The 19,013-nt window shown below is 29.2% G+C and carries 22 protein-coding genes; 4 read left to right on the plus strand and 18 right to left on the minus strand.

Annotated features, from left to right (window positions below; all coding sequences use genetic code 11):
* Nucleotides 1–8: 8 nt before the first annotated feature.
* Together MHM83_RS12765 and pdxH are read right to left on the minus strand one after the other, a co-directional pair.
* Nucleotides 9–497, minus strand: a complete 489-nt coding sequence (locus MHM83_RS12765) for a SixA phosphatase family protein (RefSeq protein WP_047790141.1) — start codon at nt 495–497, stop codon at nt 9–11.
* Nucleotides 498–527: 30 nt separating this feature from the next.
* Nucleotides 528–1,175: a pyridoxamine 5'-phosphate oxidase gene (gene pdxH, locus MHM83_RS12770; RefSeq protein ID WP_047790142.1), complete on the minus strand. Its 648-nt coding sequence runs from the start codon at nt 1,173–1,175 to the stop codon at nt 528–530.
* Between the two features lie 235 nt (nt 1,176–1,410).
* On the opposite strand from pdxH, the gene MHM83_RS12775 reads away from it, so the two are divergent.
* The 3 genes from MHM83_RS12775 (at nt 1,411) to MHM83_RS12785 (ending at nt 4,821) form a co-directional block, all read left to right on the plus strand.
* A complete protein-coding gene (locus tag MHM83_RS12775; RefSeq protein WP_239180122.1) occupies nt 1,411–3,567 on the plus strand; it encodes a TonB-dependent receptor in 2,157 nt (718 codons plus the stop codon).
* 120 nt (nt 3,568–3,687) lie between these two features.
* Nucleotides 3,688–4,107 (plus strand): DUF2141 domain-containing protein, encoded by a 420-nt coding sequence (locus tag MHM83_RS12780; protein ID WP_239180124.1) that lies wholly within the window; start codon nt 3,688–3,690, stop codon nt 4,105–4,107.
* 87 nt (nt 4,108–4,194) lie between these two features.
* On the plus strand, nt 4,195–4,821 hold the full coding sequence (locus MHM83_RS12785) for a tetratricopeptide repeat protein (protein ID WP_239180126.1): 627 nt from the start codon (nt 4,195–4,197) through the stop codon (nt 4,819–4,821).
* On the opposite strand, the gene MHM83_RS12790 is transcribed toward MHM83_RS12785, so the two are convergent.
* The 6 genes from MHM83_RS12790 to MHM83_RS12815 all read right to left on the minus strand — a co-directional run bounded on the left by MHM83_RS12790 (nt 4,818) and on the right by MHM83_RS12815 (nt 8,495).
* The gene (locus tag MHM83_RS12790) at nt 4,818–5,210 is read right to left on the minus strand and encodes a hypothetical protein (RefSeq protein ID WP_239180128.1); all 393 of its coding nucleotides are present in this window, start codon (nt 5,208–5,210) and stop codon (nt 4,818–4,820) included. The genes MHM83_RS12785 and MHM83_RS12790 overlap by 4 nt on opposite strands.
* 726 nt (nt 5,211–5,936) lie before the next feature.
* On the minus strand, nt 5,937–6,572 hold the full coding sequence (locus MHM83_RS12795; protein WP_047790146.1) for a nitroreductase family protein: 636 nt from the start codon (nt 6,570–6,572) through the stop codon (nt 5,937–5,939).
* Between the two features lie 11 nt (nt 6,573–6,583).
* On the minus strand, nt 6,584–7,006 hold the full coding sequence (locus tag MHM83_RS12800) for an organic hydroperoxide resistance protein (RefSeq protein ID WP_047790147.1): 423 nt from the start codon (nt 7,004–7,006) through the stop codon (nt 6,584–6,586).
* Complete coding sequence (locus MHM83_RS12805; RefSeq protein ID WP_047790148.1) at nt 7,006–7,434, minus strand: MarR family winged helix-turn-helix transcriptional regulator; 429 nt, start codon at nt 7,432–7,434, stop codon at nt 7,006–7,008. The genes MHM83_RS12800 and MHM83_RS12805 overlap by 1 nt, the downstream gene beginning before the upstream one ends.
* 115 nt (nt 7,435–7,549) lie before the next feature.
* On the minus strand, nt 7,550–8,107 hold the full coding sequence (locus MHM83_RS12810; RefSeq protein WP_083574841.1) for a hypothetical protein: 558 nt from the start codon (nt 8,105–8,107) through the stop codon (nt 7,550–7,552).
* A gap of 10 nt (nt 8,108–8,117) precedes the next feature.
* Nucleotides 8,118–8,495, minus strand: a complete 378-nt coding sequence (locus MHM83_RS12815) for a nuclear transport factor 2 family protein (RefSeq protein WP_239180130.1) — start codon at nt 8,493–8,495, stop codon at nt 8,118–8,120.
* A 307-nt stretch (nt 8,496–8,802) separates the two neighbouring features.
* Here MHM83_RS12815 and MHM83_RS12820 point away from each other — a divergent pair, with 307 nt between their 5' ends.
* Nucleotides 8,803–9,402 (plus strand): leucine-rich repeat domain-containing protein, encoded by a 600-nt coding sequence (locus MHM83_RS12820; RefSeq protein ID WP_047790150.1) that lies wholly within the window; start codon nt 8,803–8,805, stop codon nt 9,400–9,402.
* A 27-nt stretch (nt 9,403–9,429) separates the two neighbouring features.
* Here MHM83_RS12820 and MHM83_RS12825 read toward each other — a convergent pair whose 3' ends face one another.
* The 10 genes from MHM83_RS12825 to MHM83_RS12870 all read right to left on the minus strand — a co-directional run bounded on the left by MHM83_RS12825 (nt 9,430) and on the right by MHM83_RS12870 (nt 19,013).
* The gene (locus MHM83_RS12825) at nt 9,430–10,008 is read right to left on the minus strand and encodes a sugar O-acetyltransferase (RefSeq protein WP_073184447.1); all 579 of its coding nucleotides are present in this window, start codon (nt 10,006–10,008) and stop codon (nt 9,430–9,432) included.
* Nucleotides 10,005–11,903: a beta-N-acetylhexosaminidase gene (locus MHM83_RS12830; RefSeq protein WP_047790152.1), complete on the minus strand. Its 1,899-nt coding sequence runs from the start codon at nt 11,901–11,903 to the stop codon at nt 10,005–10,007. Before MHM83_RS12830 ends, MHM83_RS12825 begins: the two co-directional genes overlap by 4 nt.
* A gap of 262 nt (nt 11,904–12,165) precedes the next feature.
* Nucleotides 12,166–13,098: a hypothetical protein gene (locus MHM83_RS12835; protein ID WP_239180132.1), complete on the minus strand. Its 933-nt coding sequence runs from the start codon at nt 13,096–13,098 to the stop codon at nt 12,166–12,168.
* A gap of 55 nt (nt 13,099–13,153) precedes the next feature.
* Nucleotides 13,154–14,002 carry a hypothetical protein gene (locus tag MHM83_RS12840; protein WP_239180134.1) on the minus strand — a complete coding sequence of 283 codons (849 nt, stop codon included), beginning with the start codon at nt 14,000–14,002 and terminating at the stop codon, nt 13,154–13,156.
* Nucleotides 13,989–14,171 (minus strand): hypothetical protein, encoded by a 183-nt coding sequence (locus tag MHM83_RS12845; protein WP_239180136.1) that lies wholly within the window; start codon nt 14,169–14,171, stop codon nt 13,989–13,991. Before MHM83_RS12845 ends, MHM83_RS12840 begins: the two co-directional genes overlap by 14 nt.
* A 257-nt stretch (nt 14,172–14,428) precedes the next feature.
* Complete coding sequence (locus MHM83_RS12850) at nt 14,429–15,271, minus strand: DUF5694 domain-containing protein (protein WP_159613928.1); 843 nt, start codon at nt 15,269–15,271, stop codon at nt 14,429–14,431.
* 434 nt (nt 15,272–15,705) lie between these two features.
* On the minus strand, nt 15,706–16,233 hold the full coding sequence (locus MHM83_RS12855; RefSeq protein ID WP_239180138.1) for a hypothetical protein: 528 nt from the start codon (nt 16,231–16,233) through the stop codon (nt 15,706–15,708).
* Between the two features lie 187 nt (nt 16,234–16,420).
* Nucleotides 16,421–17,191 (minus strand): hypothetical protein, encoded by a 771-nt coding sequence (locus MHM83_RS12860; protein WP_239180140.1) that lies wholly within the window; start codon nt 17,189–17,191, stop codon nt 16,421–16,423.
* A 180-nt stretch (nt 17,192–17,371) separates the two neighbouring features.
* Nucleotides 17,372–18,304, minus strand: a complete 933-nt coding sequence (locus tag MHM83_RS12865) for a hypothetical protein (protein WP_239180142.1) — start codon at nt 18,302–18,304, stop codon at nt 17,372–17,374.
* A 64-nt stretch (nt 18,305–18,368) separates the two neighbouring features.
* Complete coding sequence (locus tag MHM83_RS12870; protein WP_239180144.1) at nt 18,369–19,013, minus strand: DUF4276 family protein; 645 nt, start codon at nt 19,011–19,013, stop codon at nt 18,369–18,371.

Genomic DNA, 19,013 nt, shown 5'->3' on the forward strand with positions numbered 1-19,013 from the left:
GTACTAATTTATCTATGGTTTTTAGGAAACTCGACTAAAACTGTGTTTCCTTTTTTAATATCTTTCCAATGCTTTGTATCAAACTCTATTCCAACAACCCCACAAGTAGTTACATGTGCAATAGGTTTGTTTCCAAATTTATTTACAAAACTATTTATACCATGGTCGTGGCTAAAAACAATAGCACTGTTAAAGCTATCGTCAAGAGCTTTTACTGTTTTTACTAAATAACCATCACTAAAGCTATACAATTGACGTTTTATTTTAAGATTGGATAAAGGATATCCAAAGTTCTCACAAAAAATAACAGCTGTATGAAGTGCTCTGTTGGCACTACTAGAAAGAAATACGTCAGGTCTTTTTATTTCTTCCGCTAGGTACTTAGATAAAAGATGGGCATCGTTAATACCACGTTCTTTTAAAGGTCTGTCAATATCTTTAACGCTCTCATATTTCCATGATGATTTTGCGTGACGAACAATATAAAGTGTTTTCATTTAATTATAAAAAGCTATGTAAATATAAAACTAAGGAGCTAAACGTTCAAGTTTCCAAGAAAAATCTTTTTGTAAGGTGTATCGAATGCGATCGTGCATACGGTTAGGGCGCCCTTGCCAAAACTCAATAGAAACTGGTTTTACTAAAAAACCACCCCAATGTTTAGGTCTAGGGATTTCTTGATTCTCAAACTTTTTTTCAAAAGAAGCAAGATTGTTATCTAGCTCATTACGAGAGGTAACTACCTCACTTTGATTAGAAGCCCAAGCACCTAATTTACTTCCATCTGGTCTCGATTCAAAATACCCGTCAGACAAATTCTCAGCAAGCTTCTCAGCCTTTCCTTTAATGATAATTTGTTGTTCTAAACCAGCCCAAAAAAAAGATAGGCATACATGATTGTTATTTAAAATAGCCTTTCCTTTCTCTGAATTGTAATTGGTATAAAAAATAAAACCTTCCCAAGTGTATTTTTTTAATAAAACAACCCTGCTTTTTGGAAAGCCATCTAACCCGATAGACGCAATCGTCATAGCATTTGCTTCCTCTACCATTTCAGATTCATCTGCAACAAAAAACCAATCCCTAAACAATTCAATAGGATTCTTAGGACAATTATTCTCTAGTAACTCTCTTTTTTCGTAAGATTTTCTATAGTCACTTAAATCGTGTGCCATTATTGTTAATTTATACTATGTAAAAGTACAACTTTATCAAAAGTATTGTAGGCCTTACATATTAAAATTTAGCAAGATTTGAATAAATAAAAGCAAGAAAGGTAAAATAAGGAGAGTTAAGTAATCTTAGTTTTGATTTGCAAAACAATTCATCCGTAAAATTATACAGTTGAGTATTTCTTTTTGTGTTAAAGATTGAAAAGAAAGCAGTTTTGTGGTGTCAAAAACGAACAAAATGAAACATTTATTACTTATTGTATGTTTTTTAACGCATACATTATTAATTGCACAAACTACTATTAAAGGAAAAGTAACTGATACTAAAGGAAATCCTATTGAAGGAGCAAATGTATATTTAGAGGAAACTTATGACGGAACTTCGTCTGACGAAAAAGGAAACTTCTCTTTTACAACTTCAGAAGAAGGAGAACAAACATTAACAGTGTCTTTTATTTCTTTTGAAACGTATATAAAAACAGCTGAAGTATCAACGTTTAAAAATTTAAAAATAATACTTCGTGAAGATGTAAATACGTTGGATGCAGTAACTATAAATGCTGGAACTTTTGAAGCCGGAGATAACGCCAAAGTAACAGCGTTAAAACCTTTAGATGTAGTAACCACCGCAAGCGCACTGGGAGATTTTGTTGGAGCCTTGCAAACCTTGCCAGGGACTTCTTCGGTTAGTGAAGATGGACGTTTGTTTGTGCGTGGAGGTGAGGCGGAGGAAACACAAATTTTTATAGATGGAGTTCGAGTGTTTACTCCGTATAGTCCTTCGGCACGTAACATTCCTACACGTGGTCGATTTTCTCCGTTTTTATTTAAAGGAATTACGTTTTCAACAGGAGGATATTCAGCAGAATACGGTCAAGCATTGTCAAGTGTTTTATTACTAAACACGAATGACGAAGCAGTAAAAGAGAAGACAGATATCTCACTAATGACAGTTGGTTTAGGAGTAGGAAACACTCAGATATTTGGAAAAAGCTCACTAAGTGTGAACGCATCCTATATCAATTTAGCACCCTATCAAAAATTATTTCCCGATAGAAATACTTGGAATAAGCCAGTGCAATCATTAAACGGTGAAGCTGTATATCGTTTTAGATTTAAAAATGAGTCTTTGTTGAAGTTGTACGGAGCTTATAGTTATACTGATTTTGATATGATTCAAGAGGATATTAATTATGAAGATGGATTTCGTTTTGGGTTGAAAAATAGAAACGTGTATTTCAATGGATCTTATAAACAACATTTAACTAATAACTGGACAGTTACAGGAGGAGCATCGTTTACTAATGATAATTCAAAGATAAACATATTGGATGATAAGGTTGTAGATAATGAAAACTCAGCTCATGTTAAGGCAACGTTGAAAAAGAGATTTTCAAACCGATTTAAACTGAATTTTGGTGCAGAATATTTTATAACCGATTTCTCTGAAGATTATAGAAGTGAAACGAATGGAAATACTACGTACGGATTTGACAATAATATCTTTGGAAGTTTTATTGAAGCAGATATCTTTTTTAGTAAAAAGTTAGCAACGAAAGTAGGAGTACGCATGGAAAACTCTGAATTGTTAGATGAGTTCACCATTTCACCAAGGGCTTCTATAGCTTATAAAACAGGAGAAAATGCACAGTTTTCATTTGCTTACGGACGCTTTTATCAAAATCCGAAAAATGAATATTTAAAATTCAACATGCAATTTAAAGCAGAGAATACTTCTCATTTTATAGCAAACTATCAGTATGTTAAAAACAAACAGATTTTAAGAATAGAAGGATATTATAAAAAGTATCAAGATTTAGTAAAATATGATACTGATAGAGCATTACCCTATTCAAATTTCTCAAACTTAGGAGAAGGGTATTCAAAAGGAATAGATATTTTTTGGAGAGATAATAAAAATGTAAAAAACACAGATTATTGGGTTTCCTATTCGTTTTTAGATACTGAAAGAGATTATAAAAACTACCCAGTAAAAGCTACACCAAACTTTGCATCAAAACACAACTTATCAGTCGTAGCAAAACACTGGATTGCAGATTGGAAAAGTCAAGTAGGAATGAGTTATAATTTTGCATCTGGACGAAGTTATACAAACCCTAATAAAAGTGGGTTTTTGAATCAGAAAACTAAAAATTATAATTCTGTAAGTTTGAACTGGGCGTACTTAATTAGTCAGCAAAAAATTTTGTATTTCTCAGTAAATAATGTTTTAGGAACACAAAATGTGTTTGGATATAATTATAAAAACACACCAAATCCAGCTGGGACTTTTAATCGACAAGCTATAATACCATCAGCGGATAGTTTCTTTTTTGTAGGATTCTTTTGGACGATTAGTGATAATAAAAAGGACAACCAGTTAAATAACTTATAACAACAATTGAGTAATTAAAAATAACGATTCAGTATTCTTTTTTATATAATTAACGAAAATCAAGAGATATTTGAATAGTCAAAATAATAATCAATATTATCTAAAACAAATACGAGACAGATGAAAAAAACAATTTTAACAATGATAATTTTATTTGGGTGCTTAACAGCTATGGTAGCTCAAAATACACATACAGTTTCAATTGATTTTAAAGGGATAAAATCAGATAAAGGTGCATTATTTGTGGCATTATACAATACGGAGAAAAGTTTTTTAAAAGAAGGGTATAAGGGAGAGATCGTAAAGATTACTAATAAAAAGGCTAGGGTTGAGTTTCACGATATTCCAAAAGGCACATATGCGGTTTCTTGCTTTCATGATATAAATAATAATAAAAAAATGGATACAAACTTTATAGGAATACCAAAAGAGCCAATAGGAGTTTCTAACGATGCAAAAGGATTTATGGGACCTCCAAAATATAAAGACGCCAAATTCTTGGTAAATAAAGACATATCATTAGTAATTAATATAAATTAACAAAAGAAGAATTAGCTACTTGATAGAGTATTGAAGATATCCTACTTCCTGTAGAGTAATAAAAACAAAACAATTAAGATTAAAAAGATGAAAAAAATAATCACATTAGTACTATTAGTATTTACAATAAGTGTTTCAGCACAAAGTAAATACGAAAAAGGAATGACAAAGGCATTTGAGTTATGGGGAGCAAATAAAACAACGGAAGCAGCTCAATTATTCGAACGTATTTCTAAAGCAGAAAAAGACAACTGGTTGCCGTCTTATTACGCAGGAATGATTAACATTTTAGAAAGTTTTCAAATAAAAGAAGAACCAACGTTAATAGCTAAATTAAATAAGGCACAAGAGTTTTTAGATACAGCAAAATCTATTTCATCAGAAAACCCTGAAATATTAATTACACAGGCATTATTGCATGTTTCATATATGGCTTTTGATGGACAGAAATATGGAATGACGATGTCGATGAAAAATGTGGCGTTGTATGAAAAAGCATTGAAAATAGCTCCTAATAATCCGAGAGTTATTTTAAGTAAAGCAGAGTCAGATATAGGAGCAGCACGTTTTTTTGGTCAATCTACAGAGCCTTTTTGTAATAATATTAAAAAAGCGATAGAGCTAGGTAAGGAGGAAATAATAAAAGAAAAATTTTATCCTAAATTTAATGTACAAAGGGCAGAACAGGTGTTGAAAAAGTGTATGAAGTCCTAATACTTTTGTACCAACTGAATTAATAAGTTAAAAGAATCTTCATCAGCTACCCATTTTTTATACTTTTTAAAAGGGAGTTGTTGAAGGTTTTTTGTTGGATATAATTGATGAAAAATAGTAAGGGCAGCTAAAAAGCTTCCAACAGTAGAAGGGTGGAAGTTATCTAGGACATATAAAGACTCTTTGCCTTTATAAGTATTGTATTCTTTCCATAGATTACCTACAGGAAATAACAAAGCATTATTTTGTTTGGCGGCAGATTTGTGATTTTCAATTACTTTATCAAAAGTATGGTAATATCTAACGGATGGCCATACCATAAAGTAACCAAGTTTGGTGTTATATTGCTCGCAAAAGGCTTTTATTGTAGCCCCATCTTGTACTAGCATTCTTTTTCCTTCTGCTTGTGAGGAAGGACCTTGTTGAATAATTAGATAATCGAATTGTTTTTTAGCTAGTAATTTTTGAAGTTTTCCTTCGTTAATATGATCAATAATAGCGTAATTAGGGTAACATAAGCTCTTGGTTTTAATAGTAACACCATGTTATGTTGTTTACCAATATACTCCAATATTTTAGGCATGTTGTTCATATAGGTTAAACTATTTCCAACGAATAATATTTGTTGTGCTTGAACTGGAAGTTGAAGAAAGAGAAGTAAGTAAAGTAGTTTTTTCAAAGAAGTTAGTATTATGTTTTATACCTCTAAATTTAACTTATTTTTCAATTCTATTCTACCAAAAGAGGTAATAATAATTTCTCTAGAGTTTGGTTTTTTACGTAACCAATCTTTTTTAATCATTGCTTTGAGAAGAGAAGCTCCCAATGCTCCTGCAATATAATGTCCTCTATTACTCCAATCTAAATATTGATGAGCAAAAGAGCGTTTTTTTTATTGAATAGATTAATAATGTGTTTTCTAAAGTGTTTATAGTTACTTACGTGTTTATTTAAGTGTAAAAGTACATGGCGTTTTTATATCTTATTTCATTGTAAAATGAAGTATGGAATTTATATTAATAAAAAACAAATGCTTTTCTATAAACAGGCAAAGCTGTAAGAAAAGCATTTAGTTAAGTGTTTTACTTTTTAATAAAACGGTGTTTATTGCTGTACTATTTTACATCAATAACAAACTCATCTCTAGGAATTCTAACTTTTTTCATTGGTTTAATCCAGTCCTTTTCATCATCGGCATATCCAATGTACATCAATGATACACTTTTTAAGCCTATTTTATCTAACTCTAAAACTTTATCAACCACTTTATTGTCAAATCCTTCAGCAGGACAAGTGTCTACTTTTAACTCTGCTGCTTGTGCTAGAGCTAAGCCTAAAGCAATATAAGTTTGCCTTGAGGTATGTGCAAAATTAACTTCATTAGGAAGATTTAAATATGCTTTTTTAAGCATATCTGTATAACTGCTAAATCTTCCTCTAGGTAAACCTCTTTCATCAGTAGTAAAATCATATACTTTATCTATTCTTTCTGCGGTATAGTTATCCCAAGCAGCAAAAACTAATACATGTGAGCAGTCTTTCATAGAGTCAGGGTTTAAGGCTCCTTGTACTAATTTTTCTTTAACTTCCTGATTAGATATTGAAATGACTCTAAACTGTTGTAGTCCTGATGAGGTTGGTGCTAATCTAGCAGCTTCTATAATTTTTTCAATATGTTCTTCGCTTACTTTTTTATTTGGGTCAAAAGCTTTTACAGCATGTCTCCAGTTAAGGTTTTCTATTAATGACATTGTATTAATATTTAATTATTTGTTGTATTTAATGTTACTTCAATATTTCCTCTTGTAGCATTTGAATAAGGACATACTTGATGTGCTTTTTCGGTTAAATTTTTAGCTTCTTCTAAAGAAACTTCAGGAATATTTACATCTAAGGCTACTGCAAGTCCAAAGCCTCCATTTTCTATTTGGCCAATACTTACTGTTGCTTTAACGGTAGTTGTACCAGTGTTAATTTTAGATTTTTTAATAACTAGGTTTAATGCACTGTCAAAACAAGCCGAATATCCTGCTGCAAAAAGCATTTCAGGATTTGGATAGTCGTCATTAGCGCCTCCAAGGGCTTTAGGGTGTCTAACATCAAGTTCTAAAACTCCGTTTTCACTTTTTACATGTCCATTTCTTCCACCAGTTGCTTTGGCGCTGATATTATAAATTGTTTTCATTATTTATTGATTTGATTTAAAATATATTCTATTGTGTTTTTAAGCTCTATTAATTTTTCTGTAGAAACATTTAATGAAGTCATCATTTGATCAGGAATACAAGTTGCTTTTTTGTGTATGCTTTTACCTTTATCTGTAAGGTTAATTTTTACAACACGTTCATCGGTGGTTTCTCTTTTCCTTTCTATAAGGTGTTTTTGCTCTAGTCTTTTTAATAAAGGAGTAAGAGTGCCACTGTCTAAGTTTAGTTTAGTGCCAATTTCAGATACACTTTGATTGCCTTCTTCCCATAAAACCATCATTACTAAATATTGAGGATAGGTTAAATCTACCTCTTTTAATAAAGGTCTGTATAAACTAATAATTTCCTTGGCAAGTGTATATACAGGAAAACATACTTGATTTTTTAATTTTAATTGTTCTGACATAATTTACTTAAATAACAACACAAAAATACCTTACAATTAAATTGTGCGCAATTTAATTGTGTTAATGTTACGTGAAAATAGTATTAACTAATTTAGTTCCTAAAAGTTTGGTGTGCTATTTAATTAGATAGGGCTTTCTTAACTCAATTTCCATTGCTCTTTTATAAAAGTTAGCAAACTCTTTTTCTCTATATTTTACTCTCATTGCAGCTAAAACATCAGGCAGCCCTAAGCTAAACCAATTCCAAAGCATGGTGTTAAAATTGTATTTATACATTTGTTTACCTACTTCATTTCTTATTTGCAAGATTTCAGGGGTAGAAATACCGTTTGTATTTAACAAGTTAATTATATTTAAATCATCTTCATGTGTATAAACTGTGTCAAGGTAAGGCTCTAACAGCCAATTCCAGTTTTTAGACTCTTTAAAGGTTGTAATATTGTTTTTTTTAACAAAACTTTTTAAAAGTTCAGCTTTTTCTTTTTGGATAAAAATTACTTCATCCTTAATTTTGATTAAAGGAGGATAAGATTGGTAGCATATAGCGTCTATTTCACAAGCTTTAATTTTTTTATTAGGAAATACTAATGAAGGTTTAAAGGGATACTTTACTATTTCTATTTCAGTACTTAAAATTTTAGACGTTCCAATTCCGCAAATCATGGTATTCATTTCATAGTTTTTATTTTTTTAATTCATTGACTAATTTTCTAGAAGTCACTGTGTCATAAATTATTTTTAGTTTCATTATTTTGTACTCAGAATCAAACTCAATAATATCAACAACATCAAATTCTACTTTTTTATTATTCTTTAAAGTCCATTTGTAAGTAAAGTAGAGTGCTAAATTATTAGAGTCATTTTGTTCAAAAATTCCTTTTATGAAAAGTTCAGAGTTAGAAGTGTCATTATTTAATTCAAGATAAAATTCGTCGGCTTTTCTTATTCCATAAATAGGTGATTCAACAATCCCATTACTATTAAATAAACTAATAAGCTCTTTTATGTTTCTGTTTTGGAGATGCATTATATATTTTTTTGCTATTTCAATTTTATTCATAGATAAAAGTTTATTATTTCTTTTTTAACAATTTGTCGGTGTTTTACTTAAACTATTTAAATAATTTACATACCGGATTTTTTCCTTTGTTTTACTATCAGTTATTACAGAGCCTGATTCCTGATTAACTAAAAGAAAAATTTAAATTATAAGAAATATTGTTGTGAGTAGTTTTTTCATACTATAAAACAATATTTTTTGAAACGAATATAAAAACAACAGCAACGAAAACAAATTACTTTTCAAAAATCACTTTCTTCTATATAATTTTAGTATTTGTAATTATCAATAAAACAAAATAAACAGAATGAAAGAGCAGGTTACGATTTTAAAAAATGAAGAGTATTCTTTTAGAGAGTTCAACGGAGGTATTGCAATTTTAGATTATATAGGACAATCAACAAGTGTTGTGATGCCCGACTATATAAACAATAAACCTGTAACGTATATATTAAGGGAGGCTTTTGATGATAAAGGGCTCAAAGCAGTAACCTTACCAAAATTTTTAGAATATATAGACGAGGATGCCTTTTATAAAAATGAAATTAAAGAGTTAGTTATACCGTCAAAAGTTACAGAAATAAGAGGTGGAGCTTTTGGAAGAAATAAAATTGAAAAACTCATTATAAAAGGATCATTAACAACAATTCATATGTTTTGCTTTGTAGGAAATGCACTTACGAGTATAGATTTACCAAAATCGGTCACTAAATTATGTAATGATTGTTTTGCTGAAAATAATTTTGAAGAACTTACAATTCCAGAGCACATAACAACCTTAGGGAGCGACTCCTTTAAGGATAGCAAAAAGTTAAAAAAGGTAACTTTACCTCAAAAATTAGAAGATAGTATTACTGGAGCTTTTAGAGGATCAGATATTGAAAATATTGATTTCGTAATATATTAAGGAATAAACTTCTTTATTTTTTAATAGTTAACTATCTAACTTTTTTCTTATTTCACATGGGTTGCCGAAAGCCAGCACATCACTGGGGATGTTTTTAGTAACAGTACTACCAGCACCAATAGTTACATTATTTCCAATAGATACTCCAGGAAAAATTATAGAATTACCACCAATCCAAACATTATCTCCAATAGTTACTGGTTTGGTTGAAGTTAGATAATGAGTTGTGTTATTGGAGTTAATAATACGATCAGAAGCTTTTATGGGGTGTGTAGCGGTATAAATTTGTACATAAGGAGCTATTAAACAATTTTTACCAATGGTAATTTTATTATTGTCTAAAAACATACAGTTAGTGTTTATAAAAGTATTTTCTCCTATAGAAATATTTTCACCATAATCACAAAAAAAAGGCGTTTCTATCCAAACTCCATTACCTTTTGAAGCAAAGAGTTCAGATAAAATTCTATCTCGTTCTAGTGTTAACTCTGAATTTAAGAAATTATATTCTTTTAATAACTTTCTGGCTTTGTGGTAAACTTTAATTAATTCAGGATCTCTTGAATTATAGTAGTCACCATTTAGCATTTTTTGTTTTTCTGTCATCCTTTTAAATAATTTAGTAAGTCTTCTAGTTTTTCGGTAGAATCTTGTAGCCCTCCTTTTCGGTTTCTAAGTAACCAAATTGTTTTATGGTTTTCTATTAAAGTTGTAAGTTCAGAAGCTAATTCCTTTCTTTTTTTCTGGGGAATATTTTTTGTAGCCGTATTTTTAGCTGTTAATCTTGCTAAACCTAAATCAATTCCAAAAAGAGCCAGTTTAGAAGCTTGTTCTAGTTCTTTAATAACGATTAAAGAATCTAAAGCTGTTGGTTGTGCTTTATGTAATAATGCGAGTCCTTTTTTAATTTCAACTTTAGAAGCTAATAAACCACTTTTGGTAATATGTTTGGTTTGGTAATGTCCTTTTATAGTCCATCTAAATCGTCTAATCATTAAATGAAAAGCGTTAGCATTTCCTTCAGGTATTTTAGCTTTTAAGTAAGAATTTCCTAAAGTTAAGACAGCTTTGGCAGCATAACCTGTAGCATCTTTAAATACAAACTTGTTTAAAAGAAAGGCTAAATTTTTTTCTGTTTTATCAGAGTAATTCCATGCATAATTAGCTCCTAAAATTAAGGAGGGATAACTGACAGATTTTGGTTGAAAATGCCCAAAATCTCCCCAATCTGTTATGAGATAACCTTTGGCTTTATATTTTTTTCCTGCTACTGCAGCTTTTTTAAGATTTATAAAGGCATTGGCGTTTCTACCAATTTCAGAACGCCAACTAGACGTACCAGGGCACACGTAAAAATTTAAGTTAGCTTTATGGAATTTAGCTAAATTTTTATCGAAAGGATAAGTAGCATCGTAACCCCAAACTAAAGCAGTCATATTTTTAGGAATATCCTTTATTAATTTAGGATGATTTAGTACAATATCACCCCAAAACTGAGTTTTTTTTCCATTTTTTATAATCTCAGTGTTTAACTTTTTTAAAAAATTTAAATATACTTTTCCTTTACCAATAGAGTCGCATAATGATTTTGATTTACCTAAACCTAACTCTAAAGTTTCATCACCTCCTATATTAGCATAATTGCTAGAAAAGTTGGGTAAAAGCTCTGCATATAACTCTTGTATTAATTTAAATGATTCAGGGTTTGTAGGGGCGAGGGCAGTCCTTTTTTTATTACCCCATTTTGTTTTACAATTGGTTTCACACTCACTTAAACTTAAGTATTCATCATGTTTTAACCAATTTTCCATATGTCCAAAAGAATTTTGGTTAGGTACTAAATCTATTCCTTTTTTTAAACAATAAAAATCGAGTTGTTGAATTTGGCTGGCTGTAAGCGGACTCGCATTTTTCCATACAATGGGATGATTACGATAAGCAAAAGTATGTTCTGTATAAAGTTGTAACTCGTTAATTCGCCATATTGCTAATTGATCTATTAACTGATATAAACTTTCCATTTTAGGTACTTTGTTCCGACTTATATCTAACATGTAACCTCTCTTTTCAAAATCAGCCCAATCACTAATTTTAAGGGTAGGCAATGAGTTGTGCTTATCTTTAGCGTAAGATATTAATTGGTTTAAAGTTTGTTTACCATAACGTAAAGCACTTATATTTTTAGCAGATAAATTAATTTCTGAAGCTTTAAGTTCTAGCTCATATGCATCTATATTTGGAAGACTATTATCTATTTCAAAACAAACTTTAAAATTTCCTCTGTTAGTTTGTATAATATGTTTACCTGTAAAGGCTTCATTATTACTTGTTTTTAAAAAATTATCTAAAAACATTATTTGTGCTTGTTCTACAGCAATAGTATTTTTCTTAATAGATATTTTTTGAGGTGTAAAAAGTAGGTGCTTTATAATTGTATCATTAGCAAAAGCCAAATAGTTTGAGAGTATAAAAATAAAAAAAACAACTCCTCTTAAATTCATATTAATATTATTTGCGATTAAAGTTTAAAGATACGTTTAATCTAGACTTTAGTTGTGTAAAGTAGTAAGATTTTAGCACTTTTAGCATCTGTTTTTTTTGAAAATTTGTAAGAATAGAAAGTCAAGGTACTTTCTGTGTGAAGTTCTAATTGTTAATGATGAAGTTGTTACTAGAGCTTGTAAACATATTAATATTTTAAGAATCCAGTTAAGTTAAAAGAAGTAATCGAGGAAGTCTTGTAATAATTGCTATAATCAGTATTTATTTTGTCAATATCCAGTTTATTAGGTCTTTTTTGTCAACAATAGTCCAACTGTGAGGGTGTCGTTCACCATTAGCTCTATATCCTTTGTTTGTTGTAGGTATATACTCAACATTATTAAAACCTTTAGTTTTTAAACTCTCATATAGTTTTTTGATATAGAAAGCATTCATTTGGTCATAATCAGCCATTCTATTCTTTTTCCACCATAAAGTATCAGGTTCTGTGTAAAGTCTAATCTTAGTGTTTTTTAGTTTCTTTATATTGGAAATATTATCTGTACTAGAGGTAAATACAGCCTTTTCCTCGTATTTTTTAATACTGTCTTTAGGGTTGCCAAAGTTATTACCTAATGTTTCTAATAGCCAAGTACTTTCTAGAATTGCAGGTTCTGAAAAATTTCGTTCTATATTTTTTTCTGAAGATTTATACAAAGCAACCAAGTCTATTGGGGAATCCACTATAAATACTCCTTTTGGATTGATATAGAACTGTTTATTTTCGATAATAAAATTACTTATTAAAAGACTAACAACTCCACCACTAGAAAAGCCTCCAATAAAAATATTGTCAGTTGGTAATTGGTTTTCTGTAATTATAGTTTGTAAACTTTTAGCAAGTTGTTGTTGTTCGTTTTCTTCAAGCCATAGTTTTTGGTTAAGATTAGAAAGTATAACCGCAATATTATTTTTTCTAGCAATATCAAGAATTTTAAACTCTCTTTTAATGTCTTTAGCAACTTCTGGGTAACCTCCAAACAAAATTAAAACCGCTTTAATTTCTTTAGTTGGTTTATAAAGTTCGTAATCTTCTTTTATAAGCTCGGTAAACTCAAACTTTTCAGGAGTTACTTGTTGTTTTTCTTGTTTGCTCTGCTTACAGGAAGCAACCGCAATAAAAGCTAGAATTAAAATTATTGTAAGTTTTTTCATTTGTATTCAATGTTTTGCTAGGGTAGTTCGGTTAAAAATAGGTGAGAACAATTGATTAATTATAGCTAAAGATTTTATTAGATATCCATTCCATAATCCCATTTTTTATGCCTTTTTCCTTTAGTCTATCTTTTAAATCATTTTCTAACCAAAAGAATAAGTTAGTATATTTTACTGTTTTAGAGTCTAAAAGGAAGTCGGTTGCTTGTTTTAAAAGTTCTTTTCGGTAAGCTGCTTTAAAGTTTTCAGGAAAAGATAGTAAAAAAACTTCTAGGTTTTGTAATTGATTTAAATTGGTAATATCTGTTAACCTACTATTATTGTCAATTTGGATTCGCTTAAGATTTTTTAACCCAGATAAGTTGGGTAAACTTTCCATTTTGGACATACCTTCAAAATATAGAGAGTTTAAGCTTTCCATATATTTTAGAAAATCATAATTAGGTATTTGTCTTGTTCTACTTATTTCAAGAGTCTTAATACTTTTAATGTTAGCAATTGAATCAATATTTTTATAACTACCATATAACAAACGTAATTGTTTAAGATTGTTTAGGTTGTTGATTGCATCTAGATTGTTCATTTTAACACCACGAAATGTTAGGTGTTCAAGTTTTGAGAGTTTCGATACGTTTTCAAGTCCTTTTTTCATCCCATCAATCCGAAGAGAGGTTAAATTTTGAAACTCCTTAATAAAACTTAAATCAACAGCAACAGATTTAGTTTCTCCTATTCCTAAATCAGTTAGGTTTTTATTCTGTAGTAAAGGTGTATAGTTGGAAGTATTATAAGAAGAAACATCAAAATTTCTTAAATTAGGTAGTTGAGAATAAAAATCGAAATTCATTTTATCATACCACGCAATTCTTAATCCAATTTCTGGATATGTCTTATAAAAACTCATTTAGAATATTCCAAGTTCTTTTTTCGGGGTTTGTGAATTGGAAAAATTGTAGTGAGTGAATATTCTTCTCTTTAATTAGTTTTGGAATATCTAAAGGTTCTAAATCACTATATATATTAATATTTCCATTAAAATTCCCCCATTTTTCTTTTTCGTTAGTTTCTTTCATTTATTTTTTGATTATGTACGATAGTGCTACTTAGGGATATATGAGAAAGTTATAAAGAGTTGAATTGTTGATGATTCTTTTGAACGATCAATAATTCAGCTCCCTAAAATTATTAATATGAGATAACTTAAAAAAGAATTAGTAACTTTTAAAAATTAGGCTAGTATTTTCCGTTGCAATCGAAAGATAGTAAAAAGTCAATTGATTCCATGTTAAGGGGGTTAAATTTAATGAGTTATGGGTGTTGTTGATGATAGTTATTTTTCGCCAATATTAGTCAAATCAACATACTCTGTATTTTTTGAACTTCTGTAAAAGTCTTTTAGAATTGCACTATGTCCAGCTCCAATAATAACTAAAACTCTGTCATTTTCGTTAATTAAATCATCAATATTTTTTTTAATATAAATATTCCGTTTGTACCAATTTGAGACATAGTCTGATGCTGGTGAGTTTCCATTTTTAGAAATGTTTAAAATTCCATCTAGGTACAGGTTACGATTAAAGTTATCTGATTCAGAAGTGTTCAAGTTTGCCAAAGATTCGCCTAAAGTATGCGTTTTTAAATATTCTGTTTCTTTACTTGCCCAAACCTTAGCTGACTTTAAAGTATTAGCGAATTCTTCCATAAGTTTTTTTTCATTAAGGTATTCGATTAATTCAGTATCTCCAAGTTCCAAATGATAATCAATTCCATAAATTTTATTCAAATTCAACTCTTTAGCTAATCTGAAACCTATTTGATAAAGTTCATTATTTGGTAGTTCGTATTTTCCTTTTTTAAAGTCAATAAGTTTTTTACTCAAAGAGTCTGTTAGTATAGGCTCTCTTTCTACTAAAATTTTTGTTGGTTTGAATTTCGCCAAATTTTCTACTAATTTCTTTAACTCCAATTGTCTTTTGCTAGAATTTAAATCCTCAATAATTATAGCAGAATAATCAGTGGTATTTGCAAAATGAAATGTTCCAAGAATGCTTATTTTTCCTTTTTTTAAATCTTCTTTTAGAGCTATTTTTTTAGGCTTTGATTGCTCTTTTTGTGTTATACTTTCACAACTAAAAAGCATGATAGTCAATAAAAATAAAACTGTTATTCTCATATTTGAATTTTTAAGAGTATACCCCATAATTAATGGCAATATGTTTGTGTATGGTTTATTACGTGTTTTAAGCACCGAATTTAGTAAATACAAACTAAATAGAAAATCCGCGAGGTTTTTTGTAAATAGCTGATAAGCAGTAATTACTTATGGGAGTCGTTGTTGTACGTTTATGGTTTTTAAAAAAACGGTTCTTCTAATACCATCTTATTACTTCCTTCTCGAAAGGTATTATCTTTGCTGTTTATCAGTTCAAAGGTAGGATATTGTACTCTTATTCTTTTTCTTTATGTGTAATAGTAGTTATTACTTTAGCTTCATATTTTGGAGAAATACTAATAAAATACAAAGCAAAAAATTTGTTAGACATAATGAAAGTACATTAAACTTTAAGACTAAACCTTTATTAATTATAATAAATATTGTAGATAGTTTTACTTCCAGAGTTCCCACCATTTTTTATTTTTTTCTTTAATGTTTTTGTCTGACGTTTTTTCCTTCAATTCAATTTCATTTTTAACCTTTTCTTCTTCTATTTTAACAAACTCCTCTTTTATATACTTTACTGTAGAACTCGATGTATTTGGGTTGTTTATAATGTAATCTAAAAGATCTTCCATTTTTTCATTTCCTAAATAAGTAACATTAGAGTTAAAAAGTGCATTTAGGTTCATAATCGTTATATCAGAAGCTTTTCTTTTTAAAGAATTTACATATTCTTGTTCAAAACCATCCATGTCTTCTAGTGAATACATGATATTCCAAAATACATTAGGCTCACTTACCTCACTGAATCTTTCTAATACCTTAAATAAGGTAACCATAGCTTTGTTTGATGTATGTTTTTTTAAAAAATTATCGTAAAGTTCATTAAAAAGATTTTCCAAAGGTGTAAAATCATCATTTTCTGGTCTAAAATTTTCTATTTTGTATAAAAGTTCTTTTTCAGTATAATTTTTCATCTTTTTTATTTTTCTGATTATTTAATTTAATAGTGGTGTGTAATAAGTTACTAAAACAAGCTTTTGCTATTGTGAAAAGTGATTTATAGTGTGGTGGGTACAAACTATAAAAGTACTTTGATATAAAATTTGTAAAACTTACTTGTTTTTTACCTTAGTTCTTGTTAAGTATAGTAATTTTGTTATTTTAGTTTGTGTTTTTATGCTCCATTTCAATAGATGTGATAATTGGTTGATTAAAATCTTCATAGAATAAAAATGTTTTTTTATTTAAAAGAACAATAGTAGAAGAGATGTATCGTTTTTTGTACATACCAGAAGTTCCAGAACCAATACTTTTAGAAAGTTTATTTATTTGGGTAAATTTCCAATCACCTATATAAGTAGTATTTAAACTATCTTTTTTAAGATAACTACTAAAAGTGCCGTTTGGATAATATTTTTCAAACCTTCTATTTTTTCCAGTGTAAGTATTTTTAAAACTGCCACCAAGTATCCCCTTAAGAAATGTACCGTATATATTTGTTTCTATACTGTATTCTATTTCTACACCTTTAATTCCTATAAGACCAAAATTTAATTTCTCTTTTGCTTTTTCTATACTCTCTTCAGTTTTGTCAGAAATTCTTATTAAGAGTGCCACTTCTTTTTCTGTCCATTCTTTAGAGCACAATAACTTTGTCTGTTCTATTAATTTTTCTTTTTCCTTTTTAATCTCAAGTTTTTGTATATGATTTTTTTTAGCTTCAAGAATTAATTCTTGATAAGTGTTATCGTCTAAATAGATACCTTTTTTTTCACATTCTGTTATATAACTCTTTAGTATTTTAAAATCAGTTTCAATGATTAGTTTTGAAAGCTCTTTTAAATTTTCCTCATTAGAGGATTTATCATATTTTTTTTCAAAGTGATTTTTTTCACAAGACGATAGTATTGTAATAATTAAAATGAAAATCAATACCTTCATAATATTTTAAATTTTTTTGGTAGTTATTACTATGCTTGATGGTTCGATTATGAGTAGTTGAGTGGGTTGGTACTTAACTTGCAAGTAGGCATCAAACTGAAAGTCCACAAAGGGTTTTCAGAAGCAGGAGAGTACAAGCGATTATTTATAACCAATGTTGGTAGTCAGTATTTATTTTGTCAATATCCAGTTTATCAAGTCGTTTTTGTCAACAATAGCCCAACTATGAGGGTGTCGTTCACCATTTGCTCTATACCCTTTGTTTGTGGTTGGTATATACTCAACATTATTAAAACCTTCAGTTTTTAAACTCTCATATAGCTTTTTGATGTAGAAGGCATTCATTTGGTCATAATCAGCCATTCTATTCTTTTTCCACCATAAAGTATCAGGTTCTGTGTAAAGTCTAATCTTAGTGTTTTTTAGTTTCTTTATATTAGAAATATTGTCTGTACTAGAGGTAAATACAGCCTTCTCCTCGTATTTTTTAATACTGTCTTTAGGGTTGCCAAAGTTATTACCTAATGTTTCTAATAGCCAAGTACTTTCTAAAATTGAAGGTTCTGAAAAATTTCGTTCTATATTTTTTTCTGAAGATTTATACAAAGCAACCAAGTCTATAGGAGAATCCACAATAAATACTCCTTTTGGGTCAATATAGAACTGTTTCTTTTCGATAATAAAATTGCTTATTAAAAGACTAACAACTCCACCACTTGAAAAGCCTCCAATAAAGATATTATCGGTTGGTAATTGATTTTCTGTAATTATAGTTTGTAAACTTTTAGCAAGTTGTTGTTGTTCGTTTTCTTCAAGCCATAATTTCTGATTAAGATTAGAAAGTATAACCGCAATATTATTTTTTCTAGCAATATCAAGAATTTTAAACTCTCTTTTAATGTCTTTAGCAACTTCTGGGTAACCTCCAAACAAAATTAAAACTGCTTTAATTTCTTTAGTTGGTTTATAAAGTTCGTAATCTTCTTTTATAAGCTCGGTAAACTCAAACTTTTCAGGAGTTACTTGTTGTTTCTTTTGTTTGCTCTGTTTACAGGAAGCAAGTACAATAAAAGCTAGAATTAAAATTATTGTAAGTTTTTTCATTTGTATTTAATGTTTTGCTAGGGGAGAAGAAGCAATTACTTATAGTCACTGTTGGCAACTGGTTTTATTCTGATAATTTATTTATAATACTATTTGTCCAGTTATTAAATCGTGGGCATTTCTCAATCATTGACTGAATATCTAACATCCCAAATATCATTTCACTATCAGCAACCTTATCGTATTTGAAAATTTTTTCAAGTCTTTTTGAAGGGGCGTTCTGTGGATTACCATTTATATCTTCTGGGTTAGGATATTCTTCTATTATATTTTCTATTAAAGTAAGTTTGTCTTCTTCATCAATAATTAATTCAAAACCATCTTTTTTTGTAAACATTAAAGCTTCAAGTTCATGCTTTTGTATGTATGGAATTAAATTTTTATTACTCTTAAAATCTATTGATATACCTTCTTCAATCTCATGAATTAGTTTAGAGTTAGTCGTAAAGTTTGGGAAATTTGTTGGTAAACGGAAAAAATCGATGAATGTTGTTATAATTACATTTCCTTGAGCGAGAACTCTGTTAATATCATTTTTTAAATATTCATAATTTATTACCCCTCCTTTTTTATGCTGTTTTCGATTAGTTATTATGGTTTGGGAATTCATTGGGTTTTTGAAACCAAGCTTGTATAAATATGGAATGACTACACCATTTATGAAAATAACTTCAGTATCTCCCTCAACAATAAAAACAAGTCTTTTCAT

It is taken from the genome of Tenacibaculum sp. Mcav3-52 (genome assembly GCF_022347665.1).
GTDB lineage: Bacteria > Bacteroidota > Bacteroidia > Flavobacteriales > Flavobacteriaceae > Polaribacter > Polaribacter mesophilus.